At 62.1% G+C, this 18,797-nt stretch carries 15 protein-coding genes and 1 pseudogene; 11 read left to right on the forward strand and 5 right to left on the reverse strand.

From position 1 onward, the window contains the following. Positions 1-235: 235 nt before the first annotated feature. Entirely contained in the window at positions 236-385 is a 150-nt protein-coding gene (locus NBV68_RS03635) for a hypothetical protein (protein WP_296307301.1), read from the reverse strand. Positions 386-928: 543 nt separating this feature from the next. After that, positions 929-2,479 carry an MFS transporter gene (locus NBV68_RS03640; protein ID WP_296307304.1) on the reverse strand — a complete coding sequence of 517 codons (1,551 nt, stop codon included), beginning with the start codon at positions 2,477-2,479 and terminating at the stop codon, positions 929-931. Positions 2,480-2,844: 365 nt separating this feature from the next. On the opposite strand from NBV68_RS03640, the gene NBV68_RS03645 reads away from it, so the two are divergent. The 11 genes from NBV68_RS03645 (at position 2,845) to NBV68_RS03695 (ending at position 17,341) form a co-directional block, all read left to right on the forward strand. Next, on the forward strand, positions 2,845-3,426 hold the full coding sequence (locus NBV68_RS03645) for an ANTAR domain-containing protein (protein ID WP_296307306.1): 582 nt from the start codon (positions 2,845-2,847) through the stop codon (positions 3,424-3,426). Then, positions 3,423-4,631, forward strand: coding sequence for a CmpA/NrtA family ABC transporter substrate-binding protein (locus NBV68_RS03650; RefSeq protein WP_296307308.1), 1,209 nt, complete (start codon positions 3,423-3,425; stop codon positions 4,629-4,631). Before NBV68_RS03645 ends, NBV68_RS03650 begins: the two co-directional genes overlap by 4 nt. Positions 4,632-4,891: 260 nt before the next feature. Next, positions 4,892-6,277 carry a CmpA/NrtA family ABC transporter substrate-binding protein gene (locus tag NBV68_RS03655; RefSeq protein ID WP_296307352.1) on the forward strand — a complete coding sequence of 462 codons (1,386 nt, stop codon included), beginning with the start codon at positions 4,892-4,894 and terminating at the stop codon, positions 6,275-6,277. A gap of 41 nt (positions 6,278-6,318) precedes the next feature. Then, a complete protein-coding gene (locus tag NBV68_RS03660) occupies positions 6,319-7,389 on the forward strand; it encodes an ABC transporter permease (RefSeq protein ID WP_296307310.1) in 1,071 nt (356 codons plus the stop codon). 10 nt (positions 7,390-7,399) lie between these two features. Beyond that, positions 7,400-9,085, forward strand: coding sequence for a nitrate ABC transporter ATP-binding protein (locus tag NBV68_RS03665; protein WP_296307312.1), 1,686 nt, complete (start codon positions 7,400-7,402; stop codon positions 9,083-9,085). Between the two features lie 161 nt (positions 9,086-9,246). Beyond that, positions 9,247-10,458: a hypothetical protein gene (locus NBV68_RS03670; protein ID WP_296307314.1), complete on the forward strand. Its 1,212-nt coding sequence runs from the start codon at positions 9,247-9,249 to the stop codon at positions 10,456-10,458. 35 nt (positions 10,459-10,493) lie between these two features. After that, a complete protein-coding gene (nirB, locus tag NBV68_RS03675) occupies positions 10,494-13,013 on the forward strand; it encodes a nitrite reductase large subunit NirB (RefSeq protein ID WP_296307316.1) in 2,520 nt (839 codons plus the stop codon). After that, on the forward strand, positions 13,010-13,351 hold the full coding sequence (gene nirD / locus NBV68_RS03680; protein WP_296307318.1) for a nitrite reductase small subunit NirD: 342 nt from the start codon (positions 13,010-13,012) through the stop codon (positions 13,349-13,351). Before nirB ends, nirD begins: the two co-directional genes overlap by 4 nt. A gap of 12 nt (positions 13,352-13,363) precedes the next feature. After that, a complete protein-coding gene (locus NBV68_RS03685; protein ID WP_296307319.1) occupies positions 13,364-15,934 on the forward strand; it encodes a molybdopterin-dependent oxidoreductase in 2,571 nt (856 codons plus the stop codon). A gap of 2 nt (positions 15,935-15,936) precedes the next feature. Further along, positions 15,937-16,758 (forward strand): uroporphyrinogen-III C-methyltransferase, encoded by an 822-nt coding sequence (cobA, locus tag NBV68_RS03690; protein ID WP_296307354.1) that lies wholly within the window; start codon positions 15,937-15,939, stop codon positions 16,756-16,758. Next, complete coding sequence (locus NBV68_RS03695; RefSeq protein WP_296307321.1) at positions 16,742-17,341, forward strand: molybdenum cofactor guanylyltransferase; 600 nt, start codon at positions 16,742-16,744, stop codon at positions 17,339-17,341. The genes cobA and NBV68_RS03695 overlap by 17 nt, the downstream gene beginning before the upstream one ends. Before the next feature lie 376 nt (positions 17,342-17,717). On the opposite strand, the gene NBV68_RS03700 is transcribed toward NBV68_RS03695, so the two are convergent. The 3 genes and pseudogenes from NBV68_RS03700 to NBV68_RS03705 all read right to left on the reverse strand — a co-directional run. After that, entirely contained in the window at positions 17,718-18,071 is a 354-nt protein-coding gene (locus NBV68_RS03700; protein WP_296307323.1) for a hypothetical protein, read from the reverse strand. A 320-nt stretch (positions 18,072-18,391) separates the two neighbouring features. Continuing rightward, a complete protein-coding gene (locus NBV68_RS19035) occupies positions 18,392-18,610 on the reverse strand; it encodes a hypothetical protein (protein WP_366067472.1) in 219 nt (72 codons plus the stop codon). Continuing rightward, positions 18,602-18,784 (reverse strand): annotated as a pseudogene (locus tag NBV68_RS03705) (AlpA family phage regulatory protein); the annotation flags it as partial. The pseudogene NBV68_RS03705 and the gene NBV68_RS19035, both read right to left, overlap by 9 nt. Positions 18,785-18,797 lie beyond the last annotated feature (13 nt).

The raw sequence follows: 18,797 nt of genomic DNA on the forward strand, positions 1-18,797 counted from the left end.
CACTTGAGCAGGGTTGGCTCCCGCCCCAGACTCAGTCATTCCCGATCAGCAAACATAACGGCTGCCTCCGCCGAAAGCAGCCATGCCCCTTTCGGGATCGAGCACCGATCCCGCTGATGACACCACTTGGGTGGGAAGTTGCCGTTTACTCAGTGTTCCGAGGGTGGCAGAGCTCAGAAAATGAAAACGGGTGCCCGATCACCGACCGGACACCCGCCTCAGCATTCTCGAACCCTTATGGGCAGCAGCTCATAGCTGCATCACAGCAAGCGAGCACAAGATCGCAGCAGGACATCGCCAGATTGGAAACCTGATCAGGCGCTGCGGCAAACGCAGCAGAGCTGGAACCAAGCAGCACGGCTGCAACAATGATGTATTTTTTCATGATACTAACTCCGTTGAAATGAAAATGAGTCCATCATTGGACCATTCGAGGAGGTGGGGGCTCGGGTCCTCCAGACGAAATTTTCAGACAAGCCGCCTCATGAGGATGACGATCGGCGGATGCTTTCGCACGCGCTTCCACTTCTTGGATGGGAGAGGCGGGCAAAGACTGGCACAAAGCTATGCAATAGGCCCGACATTGCTGGTGCTCGCCAGCGATGCAGTCGCCACAGTCGCCCTCGTGGTCATCCATCGCTGACAAAGGAGCACAGCCGTCCACGGCATACGCGGTTTCCAGCGGAAGTAGCGCCGCCAATACAAGCGCAAGATAAACGACGAGATGGCGGGGCATTGGCATAGCGATACACTGATATTCGCCAGCCTCAAGTTAATGGTTACAAGCTAATGACGACAATGGGGGCGCAAGCCGATCGGCAGGAATTTTTCAGCAGCGAGGCAAAGGCGCCATGCGGCTTTCAGGGTCGCACCCAGGTCGCGCTTCTCGCCGAAGCTGGGTAGATAGCGGAGGCGATGCAGAAATCGCTTACTCGGCTTCGAGTTCGCGCAAGCTGCGGCCTTGTGTCTCGCGCCCTGCCCAAGCGATCATGCCTGCCGAGGCTGCTGTAGGCAGCAGCAGCGCCAATGCCGCCCCCACCAGCGTTGGAGCAAATCCGGCCAAGGCGGCAACTTGCACCGCCACCCCGCCGAACTTGCTGCTCCCCGCCACCAATCCCGTTGCCCTTCCGCGGGTGCCGAGTGGGTAGTTCTCCGCCGTATAGGGCAGCAACACAGCAATAGTTCCGTTCGTGCCCACGATCAGGATAGCGATGACCGAAACCAGCACGGGCTCCCAACTCAGCAGCTCGGGTGGCAGCAAGGCACCGAGCAAGCCGATTAATGTCAGGCTGACCGTGCCGACGAGCGTCCACTTGCTGCTGTGTCGGGCATAGAAGAAGGCTGCGAGCAGGATGGTCGGGAAAGCCAAAAGCGAGGACTTCGCGAGAATTCCGCTGGCAATCTCCGCAGAGTAACCCCGCGCTTGCAGGTCCGACGGCAGCCACAACAGCAGGCCGAAGTTGACGAAGCTCCAGCTGAGAGCCGTGATCGTTAGGGCCACAGTGATTTGGCGATGGCCAGCGGGTGACGGGGCGTCTGTGGGGGGCTGGACGGGCCGAGGCTTGGGTTGGAGACCGAACTTTCGCTGCATTTCCGCTAGTTCAACCGTCCTGCCCCGCTCTGCCAGAAAGCGCGGCGTTTCCGGGATGAACCGCGCCAGCGCGAGCAGCAACAGGCCGCTTGGGAAACCCTGCAACCACAGCGCACGCCATCCGAAGATCGGTTCCAGCACATAGGCCGCACCGCTAGCTGCGAGATAGCCGCCGACCAGTCCGGTTCCGCCAACGAGCACCAGCACCCAGCTGCGGTGCCTAGGCGGCATCACTTCGGCCAGCAGGGTGTAGATCACCGGCAACATTCCCCCCGCCGATATGCCCATCAGGAAGCACATCACGAGGTTCCACTCGAATTCCGGCATCGCGCCGCAAATCGCAGTGGAAACGAACAGGATGGTAGAGAGTAGGATGGATACCCGGCGACCGTAAATGTCCGCGAGCCAGCCCCATAGAAACGAACCGATAGTCGTCCCGGTCAGCGCGACCAGCGGCAGCAACGCCACCTTTGAGCGGTCGATGCCGTATTCCGTCGCCATTCCTGGCAGCACGAAGCCGAGCGTTGCGGGCTTCATCACATCTATGATGAGGCCAAGGGTCAGCACCAGCAGGGTCGCAGCGTGCCAGCGGTTGAGCGGCGTAGAATCGGGGGCTTCGTAACTTGTCCCAGCGTGATCGCCATGCGGGGCGCAGTTCTTAGGTAGGGCACCGAAACAGGCCAGCGCAGCACCGACGGCAATCAGCGCCATACCCGCGTGCATGCCCATATCCATCGGCATTCCCGCAAGGTGGTTGCCCATCTCGTGCGCCATTGCCAGCATCGGCAAATGCAGGATCACTCCGATGCTGATCGCAGCGCAGCCCGTCCAGAAGTAGGGCGCACGCTCGCCGACGATGGATTCTCTCGGCTTCGCCCTGATTCTCATCAGCGGCGACTAAGGAAAACGCGGATCAAGGGCAAGTAGACGAACGATTTTGGGAATGTCAGAAATGGGTCGCTCCCTGCATGTCGGCTTTCGGGAAACGCACATGGGATAGCCGCCATTCGTAGCCCAAGCAGACCGTGTCGGCTGCCAGCCAGACTCGGTCGTTAGCGGTCCCCGTATTGTACGTCTGGTACCGCCTGAAGCTGCCGTTTGCGTTGCAAGAATGCTAACCGGGGCCGCTTTATGTCGCCCAGGCTTTCCGGCGCTGCGTGCCCTAAAACACGCCCCGAGGCTCAACGATGCGCCGTGGCCCTCTTGTCATTAATCGCTTGCTTTGTCGCCATGCTGCATCGCACAAAGCGCAAATGCGGATTGCCATCGTTGATGAAAGTGCCTCTCGAGCCTCGATCATCGAGGAAGGGCTTGCCACGCTCGACGGCTGCGAAATCTTCACGCTGACGTCGCGCACCGGGCTGGTTGCCCAGATCGCTCAGATCGCGCCAGACATCATCTTCATGGATCTCGGCAACCCGTCGCGCGATGTGCTTGAGGAATATTTCGCTGTTAGCCGCGTGCTTGATCATCCAATTGCGATGTTTGTCGATGAGAGCGACGACGACCAGATCGCAGCCTCAATCGATGCGGGTGTCTCGACATATGTGGTGGATGGCCTTTCAGCCAAGCGCATTGCGCCGCTCTTGAACATGACGATCCGCCGCTTTCAGGCTTACGCCCGGTTGCAGGCGGAACTGGCTGAGGCGCAAGGAAAGCTGGCTGAGCGCGATCTGATCGACAAGGCCAAGCGTATCATGATGCACAGCAGAGGCGTCAGCGAGCCGGTGGCCTATGCCGAACTGCGCAAGAAGGCGATGTCCACCAACCGCCGGATCGCCGATATCGCAGAAGCGGTGGTGACAGCGCATGATCTGATGGGAGACGGGCAATGACCGAACGGCTGACAATCGGTTTCCTGCCGCTGGTCGATGCGTGCCTGCCGATCTTGGCCGAGGAGCATGGCTTTGCCGCGGCCGAGGGGCTGGAGCTCAGCTTTGTTCGAGATGTGTCATGGGCAACCGTTCTGGATCGCTTGCTGTATGGCCACAGCGATGCGGCACACATGCTGGCGCCGCTTGCGATTGCGACCACGCTGGGGCGCGGTCGTCCGGCGCAGAGCCTGTCTGCACCGTTTGTGCTGGGGCTGAATGGCAACGCGATCACCGTTTCGAATTCGCTGGCGCAGGCACTTGGCTGCCATGGCGATCTCGGCGATCCCAGCGCCTTGGGCCACCGCCTAAAGGTGGTTGCAGCACAGCGGAAGAATGCTGGCAGCCCTTTGCGCTTCGGGGTCGTCCACCGCTACTCCAGCCACAACTACATGATGCGGTATTGGCTGGCCGGGTGCGGCATTCGCCCTGATGTCGATATAGAAATCGTCACCATTGCCCCGCCCTTCAGCGCCGATGCTCTGGAAGCGGGCGAGATCGACGCATCTTGCGTGGGTGAACCGTGGAACTCGATCGCGGTGGAGCGAGGGGTCGGTCAGATCGTGCTGGCCACCGCGCAAATCTGGCGACGCGGGGTCGAGAAGGTGTTGGCGCTACGAACCGAGCGACTGGAGGAAATCCGCCCCTCTGTCGAAGGCCTGATCCGCGCCATGCGCCGGGCGGGACAGCACTTTGTCGACCCGGCCAATTGGGAGATCAACGCTGCGATCCTGGCCCGCCCTGAGTATTGTGACGCCCCCCACAAGCTTCTGCTTCACGCCATCTCCGACAGGCTGGTACTGAAACAGGGAGCCCTGCCTCAGCACTATCCCGATTTCATGTTCCAGTATCGCGAGGCGGCCAATTTCCCATGGGTCAGCCAGGCCGAATGGCTCTACAGCCAATTAGTGCGTTGGGACGGGCTGGAGCATGATCCCGCCGCCGCCCATGCCGCCGCTCGTGTTTTCAGGCCCGATGTCTATCGCAGCGCTTTGCGCGACACCAAAGACCCCATTCCCACCTCCAGCTCCAAAGTCGAAGGCAGCGTGTCCGCACCCCTCGAAGCGCATACGCATGGCGGGACCATGATGATGGAAAACAACAGCTTTTTCGACGGCAAAAGCTTCGATCCTGATCACCTTGCAGACTATATTGCATCGCAAAAATGATGTTGCAGCGCAAAAGGGCTTTGCGATTCGTACGTGAATCGGTTAATCGATTCGAACGCGAGATGTGATCCCAACGCAGGAATCATGCTCTCCCTCGCGTTGTAGAGGAAAAATTGTGGCAACGACGCCGCCCGATTGCTCCCGTCATGGGACGCATCGAGGCGGCTTTTTTGCGTTTGGATTACGGGGCGAAAGGGCCAACGGCAATGACACATTTCCGGCACTTGATTGGACATTTTCGGTTTGATCGGCGGGGCGTGATGGTCGCTGTGCTCGCCAGCGTGGCACTCGCGGGATGCGGGGGCGCTGCCGATGGATCGGGTGACACGGTTGTCGCCGCAGCCGTCGATGGAGCCATCGAAAAGCCAAACCTCACATTGGGCTTCATCAAGCTCACCGACATGGCCCCGCTCGCCATCGCCAAGGAGAAGGGATTCTTCGCCGAGGAAGGCCTCAACGTCACGCTCGAACCGCAGGCCAATTGGAAGGTGTTGCTGGACGGCGTGATCGCCGGGCAGCTTGATGGGGCGCACATGTTGGCGGGACAACCGCTGGCCGCCACAATCGGCTATGGCACCAAGGCCGATCTGATCGCTCCGCTCAGCCTCGATCTCAATGGCAATGCGATCACAGTGTCGAACAAGGTCTGGGGTATGATCGAGCCGGGCTTGTCCAAGGACGCCGATGGCAAGCCCGTCCACCCGATCCCTGCCAGCGTCCTCAAGCCGGTCGTCGCCAGCTCCAAGGCGCAGGGCAAGCCGTTCAACATGGGGATGGTGTTCCCGGTCAGCACCCACAATTACGAAATCCGCTACTGGCTGGCAGCGGGCGGCCTGAAGCCCGGATATTATACCGAGGGCGACGTTCAGGGCACAATCGATGCCGACGTGAAGCTGTCCGTCACCCCTCCCCCGCAGATGCCGGCCACGTTGGAGGCAGGCACCATCGAAGGCTACAGCGTGGGTGAGCCGTGGAACCAGGCGGCGGTCGCCAAGAAGATCGGGGTGCCGATCATCACTGATGATCAGATCTGGCACGATAACCCGGAGAAGGTTCTGGGCCTGCGCGAGGACTTTGCCGAAAAGAACCCGGCCACCACCGCAGCTTTGCTGCGCGCGATCATCAAGGCACAGCAATGGCTTGATGCCGATGGCGGCAAGAACCGCAAGGAAGCGGTCGAGATCCTCAGCCGCCCGAATTATGTTGGCGCTGATGCGGCGGTAATCGCGGCATCGATGACCGGCGTGTTCACCTTTGCGCCGGGCGACACCCGCGAGGCGAAGGGCTTCAACATCTTCTTCGACAAGTATGCCGGCTATCCCTTCTACTCGGATGCCATCTGGTATCTCACCCAGATGCGCCGCTGGGGCCAGATCGCCACCGACAAGGACGATCAGTGGTACTTCGACACCGCCAAGGCCGTCTATCGCCCGGACCTCTATCTGGCAGCAGCCAAGAAGCTGGTGGCAGATGGCGTGATCCCGGCGGACAGCGTGCCGGAAACCAATGGCTTTCGGGGCGAACAAAACGGCTTCATCGACGGGGTCACCTTCGATGGCTCCAAGCCCAATGCCTATATCGCGAAGTTCCCGATTGGCCTGAAAAAAGGCCAGAAGGTCACCGCCGCCGGTGTCAGCGGCTCCTGAGCCCAACCCGGATCCCTCTCCCTTCTCGCAGGAGCCCAATCATGGCGACCGCATTTGCCGACCCGCTGCCCCACATGCCCGCTGAAACCGAGACCGCAGATCACGGGACTGCTGGCGTGATCGGAGGAACCACTGCCGCAGTGATGCAGGATGAGGCTGTCCCGGTCAGGCAACCCAGTGTGCTGGTAACCAAGGCAAAGGTTCTGGCCGAAGGGTTGCTGTGGCCGGTGATTGGCATCATCGCCTTTCTCGGCATGTGGGCAGCGCTTGCGCCACAGGTCAACACATCGCTTGGCACCTTGCCCGGCCCTGTCCAGGTCGCAGAGGCCGGAGCGGGCCTCTACAGTGAATACATCGCCGCCAAGCAGTCGGAAGCAGCGTTCTATGCCGAGCAGGAAGTCCGCAATGCCGCTGCCCTTGCGTCTGGCAATGCCGCTGGAGTGAGCGACTTTGAATATTCGGGCTCGCCCACCTTCCTCGATCAGATCATGACTTCTCTGAAGACCGTTGCGATGGGCTTTGTGCTCGCGACGCTGCTGGCAATGCCGCTGGGCCTGATTGCGGGGCTGAGCAAGCGGTTCAACGCGGCGATCAACCCGCTCATCCAGATCATGAAGCCGGTGAGCCCGCTGGCGTGGCTGCCGATTGTCACCATGGTGATTTCGGCGCTGATCACCAGCGCTGACCCGCTGCTGCCCAAGGCTTTCGTGATCTCGGCCCTCGTGGTGATGCTGTGTTCGCTGTGGCCGACGCTGATCAACACCGCGGTAGGCACAAGTTCAATCGACAAGGATCTGCTCAATGTCGGCAAGGTGCTGCGGCTGGGCTGGTTCGACAAGCTGACCAAGCTCGTCCTGCCAGCCTCCCTGCCCTATATCTTCACCGGTATGCGGCTGTCATTGGGCGTTGGCTGGATGGTTCTGATCGCCGCGGAAATGCTGGCGCAGAACCCGGGCCTCGGCAAGTTCGTGTGGGACGAGTTCCAGAACGGATCCTCGCAGAGCCTCGCCCGGATCATGTTTGCGGTGGTGGTGATCGGCTTGATCGGCTTCCTGCTCGATCGGGTGATGATGGCGCTGCAAGGCCTCGTCTCCAAGAACCGCACGGTCTGAGGAGGCGAGCATGAGCGACACCCCCTTCCTTGCCCTCCGCGGCCTAACCAAATCCTATGTCGGCAAGACCGGCGACACCACCGAGGTGCTGGGCGGAATCGATCTCGACGTCGCCGAGGGCGAATTTGTGGCGATCCTCGGCTTTTCGGGTGCTGGCAAGACGACGCTGATCAATGCGTTGGCCGGGCTGATCAACCCCGATGGCGGCACGATGACCCTGCGTGGCAAGCCGATTGACGGCCCGGACCGTGAACGGGGGCTGGTGTTCCAGTCCTATTCGCTCTTCCCGTGGCTGACGGTCGAAGGCAATGTGACGCTCGCGGTCGATGCCGTCCACAAGACCCGCAGCAAGGCTGAACGCCGCGCGCTGGTGCGCCAAAAGATCGAACTGGTCGGGCTGGGCCATGCGATGGACCGCAAGCCCGCGCAGCTTTCAGGCGGGATGCGGCAGCGGGTCGCGGTGGCGCGCGCGCTGGCGATGGAGCCGGAAATCCTGTTGCTGGATGAGCCCCTGTCGGCGCTCGATGCGCTCACCCGCGCAAAGCTGCAGGACGAGATCGAGCGCATCCGCAAAGAAGAAGGCCGCACCATTCTGCTGGTCACTAATGACGTGGATGAGGCCTTGCTGCTGGCCGACCGGGTGGCGGTGCTGACCCCGGCACCGGCAGCGCGGATCGGTCAGATATGGCAAGTCGACGTACCACGCCCGCGCGACCGCGAAGGGGTTAATGGCGATGCGGCCTTCCAGCGGCTGCGCAAGCAGATCGTCGATTATCTCGCCGCGCTGAATGCCGAAAGCGGGACGGTCGGCGAATGCGCGATCGACCTGCCCAACGTCACGCCGCTCGACCTCGCGCCGCCGCCGCAGGCCTACCGGGACGCTGCCCGCAGCGCGGTGGACAAGCGCTATCTGGAATTCTTCAAGCTCGACAAGGTCTATCCCACCCCCAAGGGACCGTTGAAGGTGGTCGAGGATTTCAACCTCCTGATGGACCGGGGCGAATTCATCTCGCTGATCGGCCATTCGGGCTGCGGCAAATCGACCGTCCTGTCGATGGCTGCGGGCCTCAACAGTATCAGCGGCGGCGGGATCGTGCTCGACAACCGCGAGATCACCGCCGCCGGGCCGGACAAGGCGGTGGTGTTCCAGGCCCCCAGCCTGATGCCGTGGCTGACCGCGCGCGAGAATGTCGCGCTGGGGGTGGAGCGGGTTTACGCCCACACCAGCAATGCCGAGCGGGCTGACATTGTCGATTACTATCTCGACCGGGTCGGGCTGACCGACGCGAAGGACAAGATGGCGGCCGAGATGTCCAACGGGATGCGACAGCGCGTCGGCATCGCCCGCGCCTTCGCGCTTTCGCCGCGCCTGCTGCTGCTGGATGAACCCTTCGGGATGCTCGACAGCCTCACGCGGTGGGATTTGCAGGACGTACTGGTCGAAACCTGGAACCGCACCAAGGTCACCGCAATCATGGTCACCCATGACGTGGACGAGGCGATCCTGCTGGCTGACCGGGTGGTGATGATGACCAATGGTCCGAAGGCGACCATCGGCAAGGTGCTGACGGTCGATCTGCCCCGCCCGCGCAACCGCAAGGAGCTGCTCGAACACCCGAAATTCTACCAATACCGGCAAGAGGTGCTGCACTTCCTTGCCGATTATGACCACGGCCCGGCGGCCAAGGCTGCCTGACCGGGTCGCCAAGTTTCTCGTGGCGAGCTGCGGCACTGGCGCTGCACTCGATCAGCCACGCCTCTCCGGCGGCCCGTCAGGACCGTCACTGTTCGGGCAACGATGCTCGGCTTCCCGTCAACACGATGCGACCGCGCAAATGCGGCGCAAAGGGGGTCTTGATGCGTTCGAAATTTCTCGCCTGTGCCGCTGTCCTTGCCGCCACCTCCACGCCTGCGCTGGCCGAGCCGCTCGATCCGCAGAAGATTGGCGAGGGCGTCACATTGGACCCGATCGTCGATGCGCGGCTTCGTCTGGAAACCAATGACCAGTCGAACTTCCCGGACACCGCCACCTCGATCACTGTCCACACCCGCTTGGGGGCAGAGCTGAAAGCATCGGGCTTCTCGCTGATTGCCGAGGGCGAGTTCACCCGCGCGCTGGAGGATGATTTCAATGACACCATCCCCGGCAACGGCTTCGAGCCCTTCCCGGTCATTGCCGACCCTGACACGTCGGAACTCAATCGCCTGAGCATCGGCTATGCCACCAAGAATTTCTCAGCCACCGTGGGCCGCCAGCGGATCATTCACGAAGACGCGCGCTTCATCGGCAACGTCATCTGGCGCCAGAACGAACAGACCTTCGATGCCGTCCGAGCGATCGGCAAGCTCGGGCCGGTCGAGATCGATCAGACCTATGCCATTGGGCAGCGCACCATCTTCGGATCGAAGAGCCCGAACGAGGAATTCGAGGGCGATTTCCTGTTCACGAAGGCCGCCGCCGTGTTCGATCCGGTGCGCATCGTGGCGTTCCGGTACGCGTATGACTACGACACCCGTGTCGCCTTTTCGAGCCAGACCTATGGCGCGACGGTCAGTGCGACGATCCCGGCGGGCAAGGCCAAGATCGGGCTGAAGGGCAGCTACGCCAAACAGCGCGATACCGGGCGCAACCCCACCGATTTCGGCGCGGATTACTTCCTTGCAGAAGGCAGCGTGACCTTCTCGGGCTTCACCTTGCGCGCCCAGTATGAAGAGCTGGGAAGCGATGGCGGGCGCTCCGCCTTCCAGACCCCGCTGGCGACTGCGCACGCCTTCAATGGCTATGCCGATCTGTTCCTGATCACTCCAGCGACAGGCCTGCGCGACAGCAACGTGCGGCTTTCCAAGAAGTTCGAGATCCAGGGCTTGCCCAGCGGTTTAACCGTGCAGGCTACCTATCACGAGTTCGACAGCGACTTCGGCGGGCTCGATTACGGCACCGAATTCGACGGCGTGGTCAGCTTCAAGATCGGCGATGTCGGACTGCTGGCGAAATACGGCAACTACCAGACGCAAGGCTTCGGCCCCGACACCACCCGCTTCACCCTCCAGGCCGAATTCAGCTTCTGAACCGGCCCTCTGCCCAAACTCAACGGAGAACCCAAGTGAACCGGCAAACCAGCATCCCGGCACTCCGCCACGCTGACGCCAAGGAACGGCTTGTCGTGATCGGCAACGGCATGGCCGGGTGCCGCGCGGTGGAGGAGATCCTCGCACTGGAACCGGACCGCTGGGCGATCACGATCTTCGGGGCAGAGCCGCGGGTCAACTACAACCGCATCATGCTCTCCCCCGTGCTGGCGGGCGAGAAGAGCTTCGATGAGATTGTGATCAACTCGGCCGAATGGTATTCAGACAACGGCATTACTCTCGTAAGCGGTGATCCGGTGGTGCATATTGATCGGGCCGCGCAGCAGGTGGTGTCGCGCGCAGGGCGGATCGAAAGCTATGACCGGCTGCTGATCGCGACCGGTTCCGATCCCTTCGTGATCCCGGTGCCGGGCAAGGATCTTCCTGGCGTCGTCACCTTCCGCGATCTTGATGACGTCGAGACGATGCTCGCGGCTGCCGAGGCCAGCAGCAAGGCGGTGGTGATCGGCGGCGGGCTGCTCGGGCTCGAAGCGGCGCACGGCCTGTCGCTGCGCGGCATGACGGTGACGGTGGTGCATTTGATGCCGACCCTGATGGAGCGCCAGCTTGATGAGGCAGCGGGCTATCTCCTGAAGTCCGAACTCGAAGCCCGCGGGATGACCATCCTGACCGGCGCGGACACTGCAGAAATCGTCGAGATAGACGGGCATGTCGGCGGCGTCCGGCTGAAGGACGGGACGGAGATCCCCGCCGATCTGGTGGTGATGGCGGTCGGCATCCGGCCCAATGGCGCGCTCGCCAAGGCAGGCGGGCTGGAGGTCGAACGCGGGATCATCGTCGATGATGACATGGTGACCAGCGACCCGGCGATCCTTGCCGTGGGCGAATGCGTGCAGCATCGCGGCGCATGCTACGGACTTGTCGCCCCGATCTGGGAAATGTGCCGCGCGCTGGCTGCAGGGCTCGCCGCGCAGCCCAAGGGATATTCCGGTTCGGTCACCTCCACCAAGCTCAAGGTATCTGGCGTCGATCTGTTTTCAGCGGGAGATTTTTCGGGCGGCGAGGGGTGCGAGGACATCGTCATGCGCGACGCGGCGCGCGGCATCTACAAGCGGGTGGTGGTGCGCGATGACAAAGTCATTGGCGTGGTGCTCTATGGCGATACGCAAGACGGGAACTGGTATTTCGATTTGCTCCGCCAGCAACAGGACGTCTCGGACATCCGCGAAGCACTGATCTTCGGTCAGGCCTTCGCTGCCGGGGGCGCTCTGGCGGACCCTAACGCCGCCGTTGCAGCACTTTCGGACGACGCAGAAATCTGCGGCTGCAACGGCGTGTCCAAGGGCAAGGTGGTCGCCTGCATCAATGGCGGCGCAGCGAGCCTTGATGCGGTGCGCGCCGGGTGCAAGGCGTCTGCCAGTTGCGGATCGTGCACCGATCTGGTCGAACGCCTGTTGGCGCTGACGCTGGGCGATGCGGTCGAAGAAAGCGCCAAGACCATCTGCGGCTGCACCAGCTTTGGCCATGATGATGTGCGCCGTGCGATCGTGGAGCGGGGTTTCAGGTCGATCCCCGAAGTCATGCAGGAACTGCACTGGTCAACGCCCGATGGCTGCTCCAAATGCCGCCCGGCGCTCAATTACTACCTGCTCTGCGCCTGGCCGGGCGAATATGTCGACGACCAGAAAAGCCGCTTCGTCAATGAACGGCTCCACGCCAACATCCAGAAAGACGGCACCTATTCGGTCGTCCCGCGCATGTGGGGCGGCATTACCAATCCGCGCGAGCTGCGCGCCATTGCCGATGTGGTCGAGAGATATGATGCGCGCATGGTCAAGGTCACCGGCGGCCAGCGGCTCGACATTTTCGGGATCAGGAAGGAGGATCTGCCCGCGGTCTGGGCCGATCTCAATGCCGCCGGGATGGTGTCGGGCCACGCCTATGGCAAGTCCCTGCGCACGGTGAAGACCTGTGTGGGCAGCGAATGGTGCCGCTTCGGCACGCAGGATTCGACCGGGCTCGGGGTCAAGCTCGAACAGATGAGCTGGGGCAGCTGGATGCCGCACAAGTTCAAGATGGCGGTCAGCGGCTGTCCGAGGAACTGCGCCGAGGCGACGATCAAGGACTTCGGCGTGGTCTGCGTCGACAGCGGCTATGAACTCCACATCGGCGGCAATGGCGGGATCAAGGTGCGCGCCACCGATCTGCTCACCCGGGTCGCGACGGAGGAAGAAGCGCTCGAGCACTGCGCCGCCTTCGTCCAGCTTTATCGCGAGGATGCATGGTATCTCGAGCGCACCGCGCCCTGGCTGGAGCGCAAGGGTCTCGCCTGGATCAAAGCGCAGCTTTACGATGATCCGGGCGCGGTGAAGGCGCTCGCATCGCGGTTCCTCTACTCGCAGCAGTTCATGCAGGATGATCCATGGGCGCAGCGCGCTGCTGGGGACCGTGCGGATCTCCACAGCCATGTCGGGCGCATCACCGCCGGACCGCCACCGGGCGGCGCGCGGCTGGCGATGGAGCCGGCAGAATGAGCGCCGATTGGGTCAGCGTCTGCGGGGTGGATGCGATCGAGCCGGGCATGGCCGGCACCGTGCCCGTCGATGGCGCGGATGAAATCGCGATTTTCCACACCAGCGGCGGGGCGTTTTACGCGCTGGTCAACAAGTGCCCGCACAAGGGCGGACCACTTTCGCAGGGAATCGTCCACGGCGACAGCGTCTCTTGCCCGCTGCACAATTGGCGCATTTCGCTCCTGTCAGGCCAGGCGCTGGGCGAGGACAAGGGCTGTACCCCGACGATCCCGCTAAAGATTGAGGCGGGGCAGGTCTGGCTCGACCGGGCGGCAATCCTGGCGCGGGCCGGGGCCTGAGGCGCGGACGCGGTGCGGGCGATCAAAACCACTTGCGCCTATTGCGGTGTCGGCTGCGGGATCAGCGCCGAGGTCACAGGCCCGCGCGCCGTCACCATCCGGGGCGATGCCGATCACCCCGCCAATCGCGGCGCGCTGTGCTCCAAGGGCACCCACCTTGGGGAAACGGTCGGGCTTGAAGGGCGCTTGCTGCACCCGATGATCGGCGACCAGCGCGTCAGCTGGGATCATGCTACTGCCGAGGTCGCAGCGCGCATCAATGCCTGCATCGCTGAACATGGCCCGGACAGCGTTGCCTTCTATGTCTCGGGCCAATTGCTGACCGAGGATTACTACGTCGCCAACAAGCTGATGAAGGGCTTCATCGGTTCGGGCAATATCGACACCAATTCGCGGCTGTGCATGGCGAGCGCGGTAGCTGCGCATAACCGCGCCTTTGGCGAAGATGTTGTCCCCTGCACCTATGATGATCTCGACGCTGCCGATCTGATCCTGCTTGTGGGCTCCAACACCGCATGGTGTCATCCGGTGATCTGGCAGCGGATCGAGCGCGCGCGCGAGGCGCATGGCACGCGGTTGGTGGTAATCGATCCGCGCCGCACAGAAACCGCCGAGCGTGCCGATCTCCACATTCCGGTCGCCCCCGATGGCGATGTTGCGCTGTTCGATGCGCTGCTCGCCAGTCTTGCGGTTGATCGCGCTGCGGTGGAGGCTCGTTGCGACGTGCCAGCGGGCTTCTGGAACAATCGCTCACTCGAGCACGGGATCGACCCGCAGCTATTCGCTGACTTGCTGGCGATGGTCGCCGCATCGGATCGCATGATCACCCTGTTCAGTCAGGGCGCGAACCAATCGCGCTGCGGGACCGACAAGGGCAATGCGATCATAAACCTCCACCTTGCCACCGGGCACATCAACCGGCGCGGCGCGGGGCCGTTCAGCATCACCGGACAGCCCAATGCCATGGGTGGGCGCGAGGTGGGCGGGCTTGCCAATGTGCTCGCCTGCCATCTGGGCTTTTCCGAGGAGGAACGCGCGGCTGCTGGTGCTTTCTGGCGGTCAGGGCAGCTCGCCAAGGGGCCGGGCCTCAAGGCAGTTGACCTCTTCGAAGCGGTGCACCGCGGCGCAATCAAGTTCATCTGGATCATGGCCACCAACCCGGCTGTCTCGATGCCCGATGCGACCCGCGTGCGCCAAGCATTGGCCGCCTGCGAGACGGTGGTCGTCTCCGACGTATTGGAGGATACCGACACCGCGCGGCTTGCCCATATCCGCCTGCCCGCGCTGGGCTGGGGCGAGAAAGACGGCACCGTCACAAATTCCGATCGCATGGTCAGCCGCCAGCGCGCACTGTTCGCTGCGCCGGGTGACGCGCGGGCGGATTGGCGCATCATTGCCGATGTCGCCAGTGCGATGGGCCACGGCGCGGCGTTCGACTATCCGACCGTGGCCAGCGTGTTCCGCGAATATGCCGCAATGACCAGCCTTGCCGCCGCGCGCGGGCGCAAGCTTGACCTGACGGCACAGGCCGATCTCTCCGATGCTGCCTATGAGGCAATGCCGCCCTTCCGCTGGGGCGGGGAGCATCCCTTGGCCAATGGCTATCCGACGTCCACAGGCAGGCCCCGACTGATAGCCGTAGTGCCGCCTGCGCCGAGCGTGCCTGATGCCGCTTTCCCCTTGCGCCTCAACACCGGGCGGTATCGCGATCAGTGGCACACGATGACCCGCACAGGCTTCAGCGCGAAACTGGCGCATCACCGGCGCGAACCGCTCGTCGAACTCCACCCCGCCGATGCCGCCGCCGCCGGGATTGTCGAGGGCGATCTGTGTCAGGTCACGACCCCAGCGGGCCCAAGCCTCTACCGTGCCACGCTCAGCGAGGGGCAGGCGCGTGGCGGGTTGTTTGTGCCGATCCACTGGACGGACCTGACCGCCGCACCAGACACCGGCCGAACCGGCAGACTCGCTAGCGCTGACACCGATCCGGTCTCGGGCCAGCCCGGCTTCAAGGATAGCCCCGCGCGCATCGCCCGTGCCGAATTGGCGTGGCGCGGCTTTCTGGTTGCGCGCACGCCGATCACCAGTCCCGCTTGCGACCACTGGGTGCGCTCGCGGGTGGAGCATGGGTGGCTCTATGAAATCGGCGGCATCGAAAAGGCGGACCCTGCCGCTTTGCTCCCTGAAGGCACCCGCAGCGAAGTGGCCTACCCCGCCAAGGGAATGCAACGCTTTGCCGTGTGCGATGAGGCAGGGATGCTTACCGCCGCTCTGTTCATCACCCGCAAGGGCGCACTGCCCCCGCGTGAGTGGATCGCCGCCCAGCTTGGCGCGCCGGTGGCAGACCCTGTCGCCATGCTCGCCGGTCGCCCGCGCGAGGCGCGGCCGGATCGCGGCGCCATCATCTGCGTCTGCCACGATGTTGGTGAATGCGAAATCGCAGCGGCCATTGCGGGCGGCGCTGCGACAGTCGGCTGCGTCGGCGCGGCCACGCGCGCGGGCACAAATTGCGGCTCTTGCCGGCCGCATATCGCACGCATGATCGAAGAGGCGCAGCTGGATATGAGGGAGGCCGCAGAATGACGATGCATGCCGATTTTCCCGCAGGATCGGTCTGGCTGGTCGGCGCTGGGCCGGGCGACCCGGAACTTTTGACCCGCAAGGCCGAACGGCTGGTCAGGGCCGCCGACATCGTGTTCCACGATGCTTTGGTGAGCGAGGCTGTGCTGGCGCTGGTCCCGCCCCATGTGGAACGCCGCAGCGTCGGCAAGCGCGCGGGCAGGCACTCCGCCCCGCAGCCGCTGATCTGCGATCTGATCGTGAAGGCCGCTCGTTCAGGCCAGCGCGTTGTGCGATTGAAGGGGGGCGATCCGTCGATCTTCGGGCGATCGATGGAGGAGATCGAGGCCTGCCGCAGCGCCGGAATTGCCATTCAGATATGCGCCGGCGTAACCACCGCCAGCGCGGCGGCGGCCTCACTTGGGACCTCTCTCACATTGCGCGGGCTCGCCCGGCGTCTAGTGTTCGTCACCGCCCACACTAAGGGCGGCGCGATGCCCGATCTGGATTGGCAGGCGCTCGGCGATCCTGAAGCGACGCTGGCAGTATATATGGGCAAGGATGCCGCCCCGCATATCGCCAAGGGTCTGCGCGATGCTGGCCTTGACGCCGATACGCCGGTCATCCTGATCGAGAATGTCAGCCTGCCAGGAGAACACCGTTTTGCCACGCGGTTGGATCTGCTGCCCGTCGCCGCCCGGACCGCCCTGGGCGATGGCCCTGCGATGATCCTGATTGGCAAAGCCATGGGGGCCGTGCTGCAGACGAATGTTTCTGGTCAGGGCACCGGGGCAGAAGGTATCAATTTTGCCCACGCCAGATTGGTGGGACATGTCGAAGCGGCCTGATATCGCTGTCTGCATTCTCGCAGGAGGGTCATCGCGCCGGTTCGGCAATCACAAGGCGTTCGCCGAGCTGGATGGCAAGCCGCTGCTAGTCCATGTGATTGATCGCATTCGCTCCCAGACCAACGGTCCGCTGCTTATCAACGCCAATGGCGCGCACTGTTTCCGTAGCTTTGGCCTGCCGATCGTTCCTGACGGCGAATGGGCAGGCGCCGGACCGCTATCAGGCATTCACGCCGCGCTGAATTGGGCCCTGAGCGCCGGGTACGGGCACATGGCCACCCTCGCGGTTGATCAGCCCTTTCTGCCAAGGTCTTACCTTGGGACGCTGTTGCAGGCTGGTGCCCCCGCAATCACCCGGTGCGGTGGCCGCCTGCACCCGGTTAACGCCCTTTGGACAGCAAGCCAGACTACTGCGCTTTGCCGATACCTGGAAACCGGCAGACGCGATGTGCATGGCTGGGGGCAGGAGTGCCGGGCAAATCTCGCGGAGTTCGAAGCCGAAATTGGCGCTATCGATCCGTTCTTTAACGTCAATACACAAGCCGATCTGGCAATTGCTGCGCAACGTCTAGCCGAGTGTTGAATACCAATCATTCCGGCCCTGTTGTAGACTAGGTTGAGTTCGGATGAAAAACCAAATGGAGTGGCGCATCGTCGAATAAAGAAAGGCCCTGGCCCGGGCCATCAGACCCGGCCGGACATGCGACCAAGATGGGGATTCTATTCAGGCGGGTAGGTTCCGTAAAAGACAAATGTGATCGGCAACCTAGACGGCCCAATCACTGGCCGCGTCCAGTCTGAATTGAATGCACTTGCCAAGCGAGGATCATCCATTTTGCGTTTGATCGCAGATATTTTTCTGGAAATGTCGACCCGCGATCCGAGACCCCCGCTAACAGATTCCAATTTTCCGCGATATTTCACAAAGGGGTATATCGTTGCCCGTCACTGCCGGTGTCTCAGCGAGTGAAGCCTACGAAGGGGGCGAGGTAGGTCGCCCCGAAGCTATCCAATTTCTCGCGGATATCAGGAGTCGGATCGCCGTAGACGAAAAGCTTGTCGATATTTGCTAGTGAAAGGAATTTCTCAGCATGTGGAGAGAAGGTCTGCTCGACATGAGGAAGGAGCCCCGGGATCCGGTAATGCTCCAAGATATGCACTTTGGTGCGATCAGCACTGACAAGCCATTCGTAGGTAAGCGTGTCCGGCTCTTCTCGGGAGCTGTCGACGATCTTTGCTGCAAGCTCCTTGAATGTCTCAAATTGAGCTGGGTCAATCGTCAGGTGGTAGATTGTGTATATCTCACCTCGCATAAGCCAAATCCTTCTAACTAGATACACAGAATGCTTCGTAATCATTCATTATGAAGTGAATGACAATTCACCAAGGAGATACAATGAAATTGCCTTCAATTTTAGATTTTTTCTAGTCATTTCGGTATGAACTTTAGTTCGTCAAATCCGTTTACGGACATTATTCATTCGACATTCCCTGCGTCAGTTTGTTGGGAAAAATTGCCAAACGCGTAAGCATCCATTCGCAGGACGCCGTAAGTGCTACTTTTGTGAAGGCGCTCGGCATGCGCATTTTGCCCTGTTGCACCGAGGGCGACGAACAGTGGGAGTATGTGCTCCTATGTCGGATGATTACGCTGCGCATGCGGTGAGAGCCGCCGATAAGCCAAAAGGCCAGATGTGCGCCCTTCGGTCAAAGCATCGTCAAACCAATCAGCGAAATCGGTGACCCAATCGGGATCAGGTAAGCCTGCATGCCCGCGCCAGCTTGAAAGATCATGCGTGTAGCTTCCGCTCGCGATGATCAATACCCCCTCGTCTGCAAGCGGGGGCTCTATCGAACGGCACTTCGGGAAGCGCCCCTCACTCATGCGCTTATAGATTGCTGAACGGCGAAGGCCGACCCGGTCCATGAGTTCAGGCAGACGCAGGAGACGCGGTGGCGAGACGCCCACAGTCTCGATTGGGGCGGAGCTACTTTTCCGCACGGTGAGTTGGAGCTTCGCAGTCATTGATCATCCTGTC

It is taken from the genome of Erythrobacter sp., from assembly GCF_023653175.1.
Classification (GTDB): Bacteria; Pseudomonadota; Alphaproteobacteria; order Sphingomonadales; family Sphingomonadaceae; genus Erythrobacter.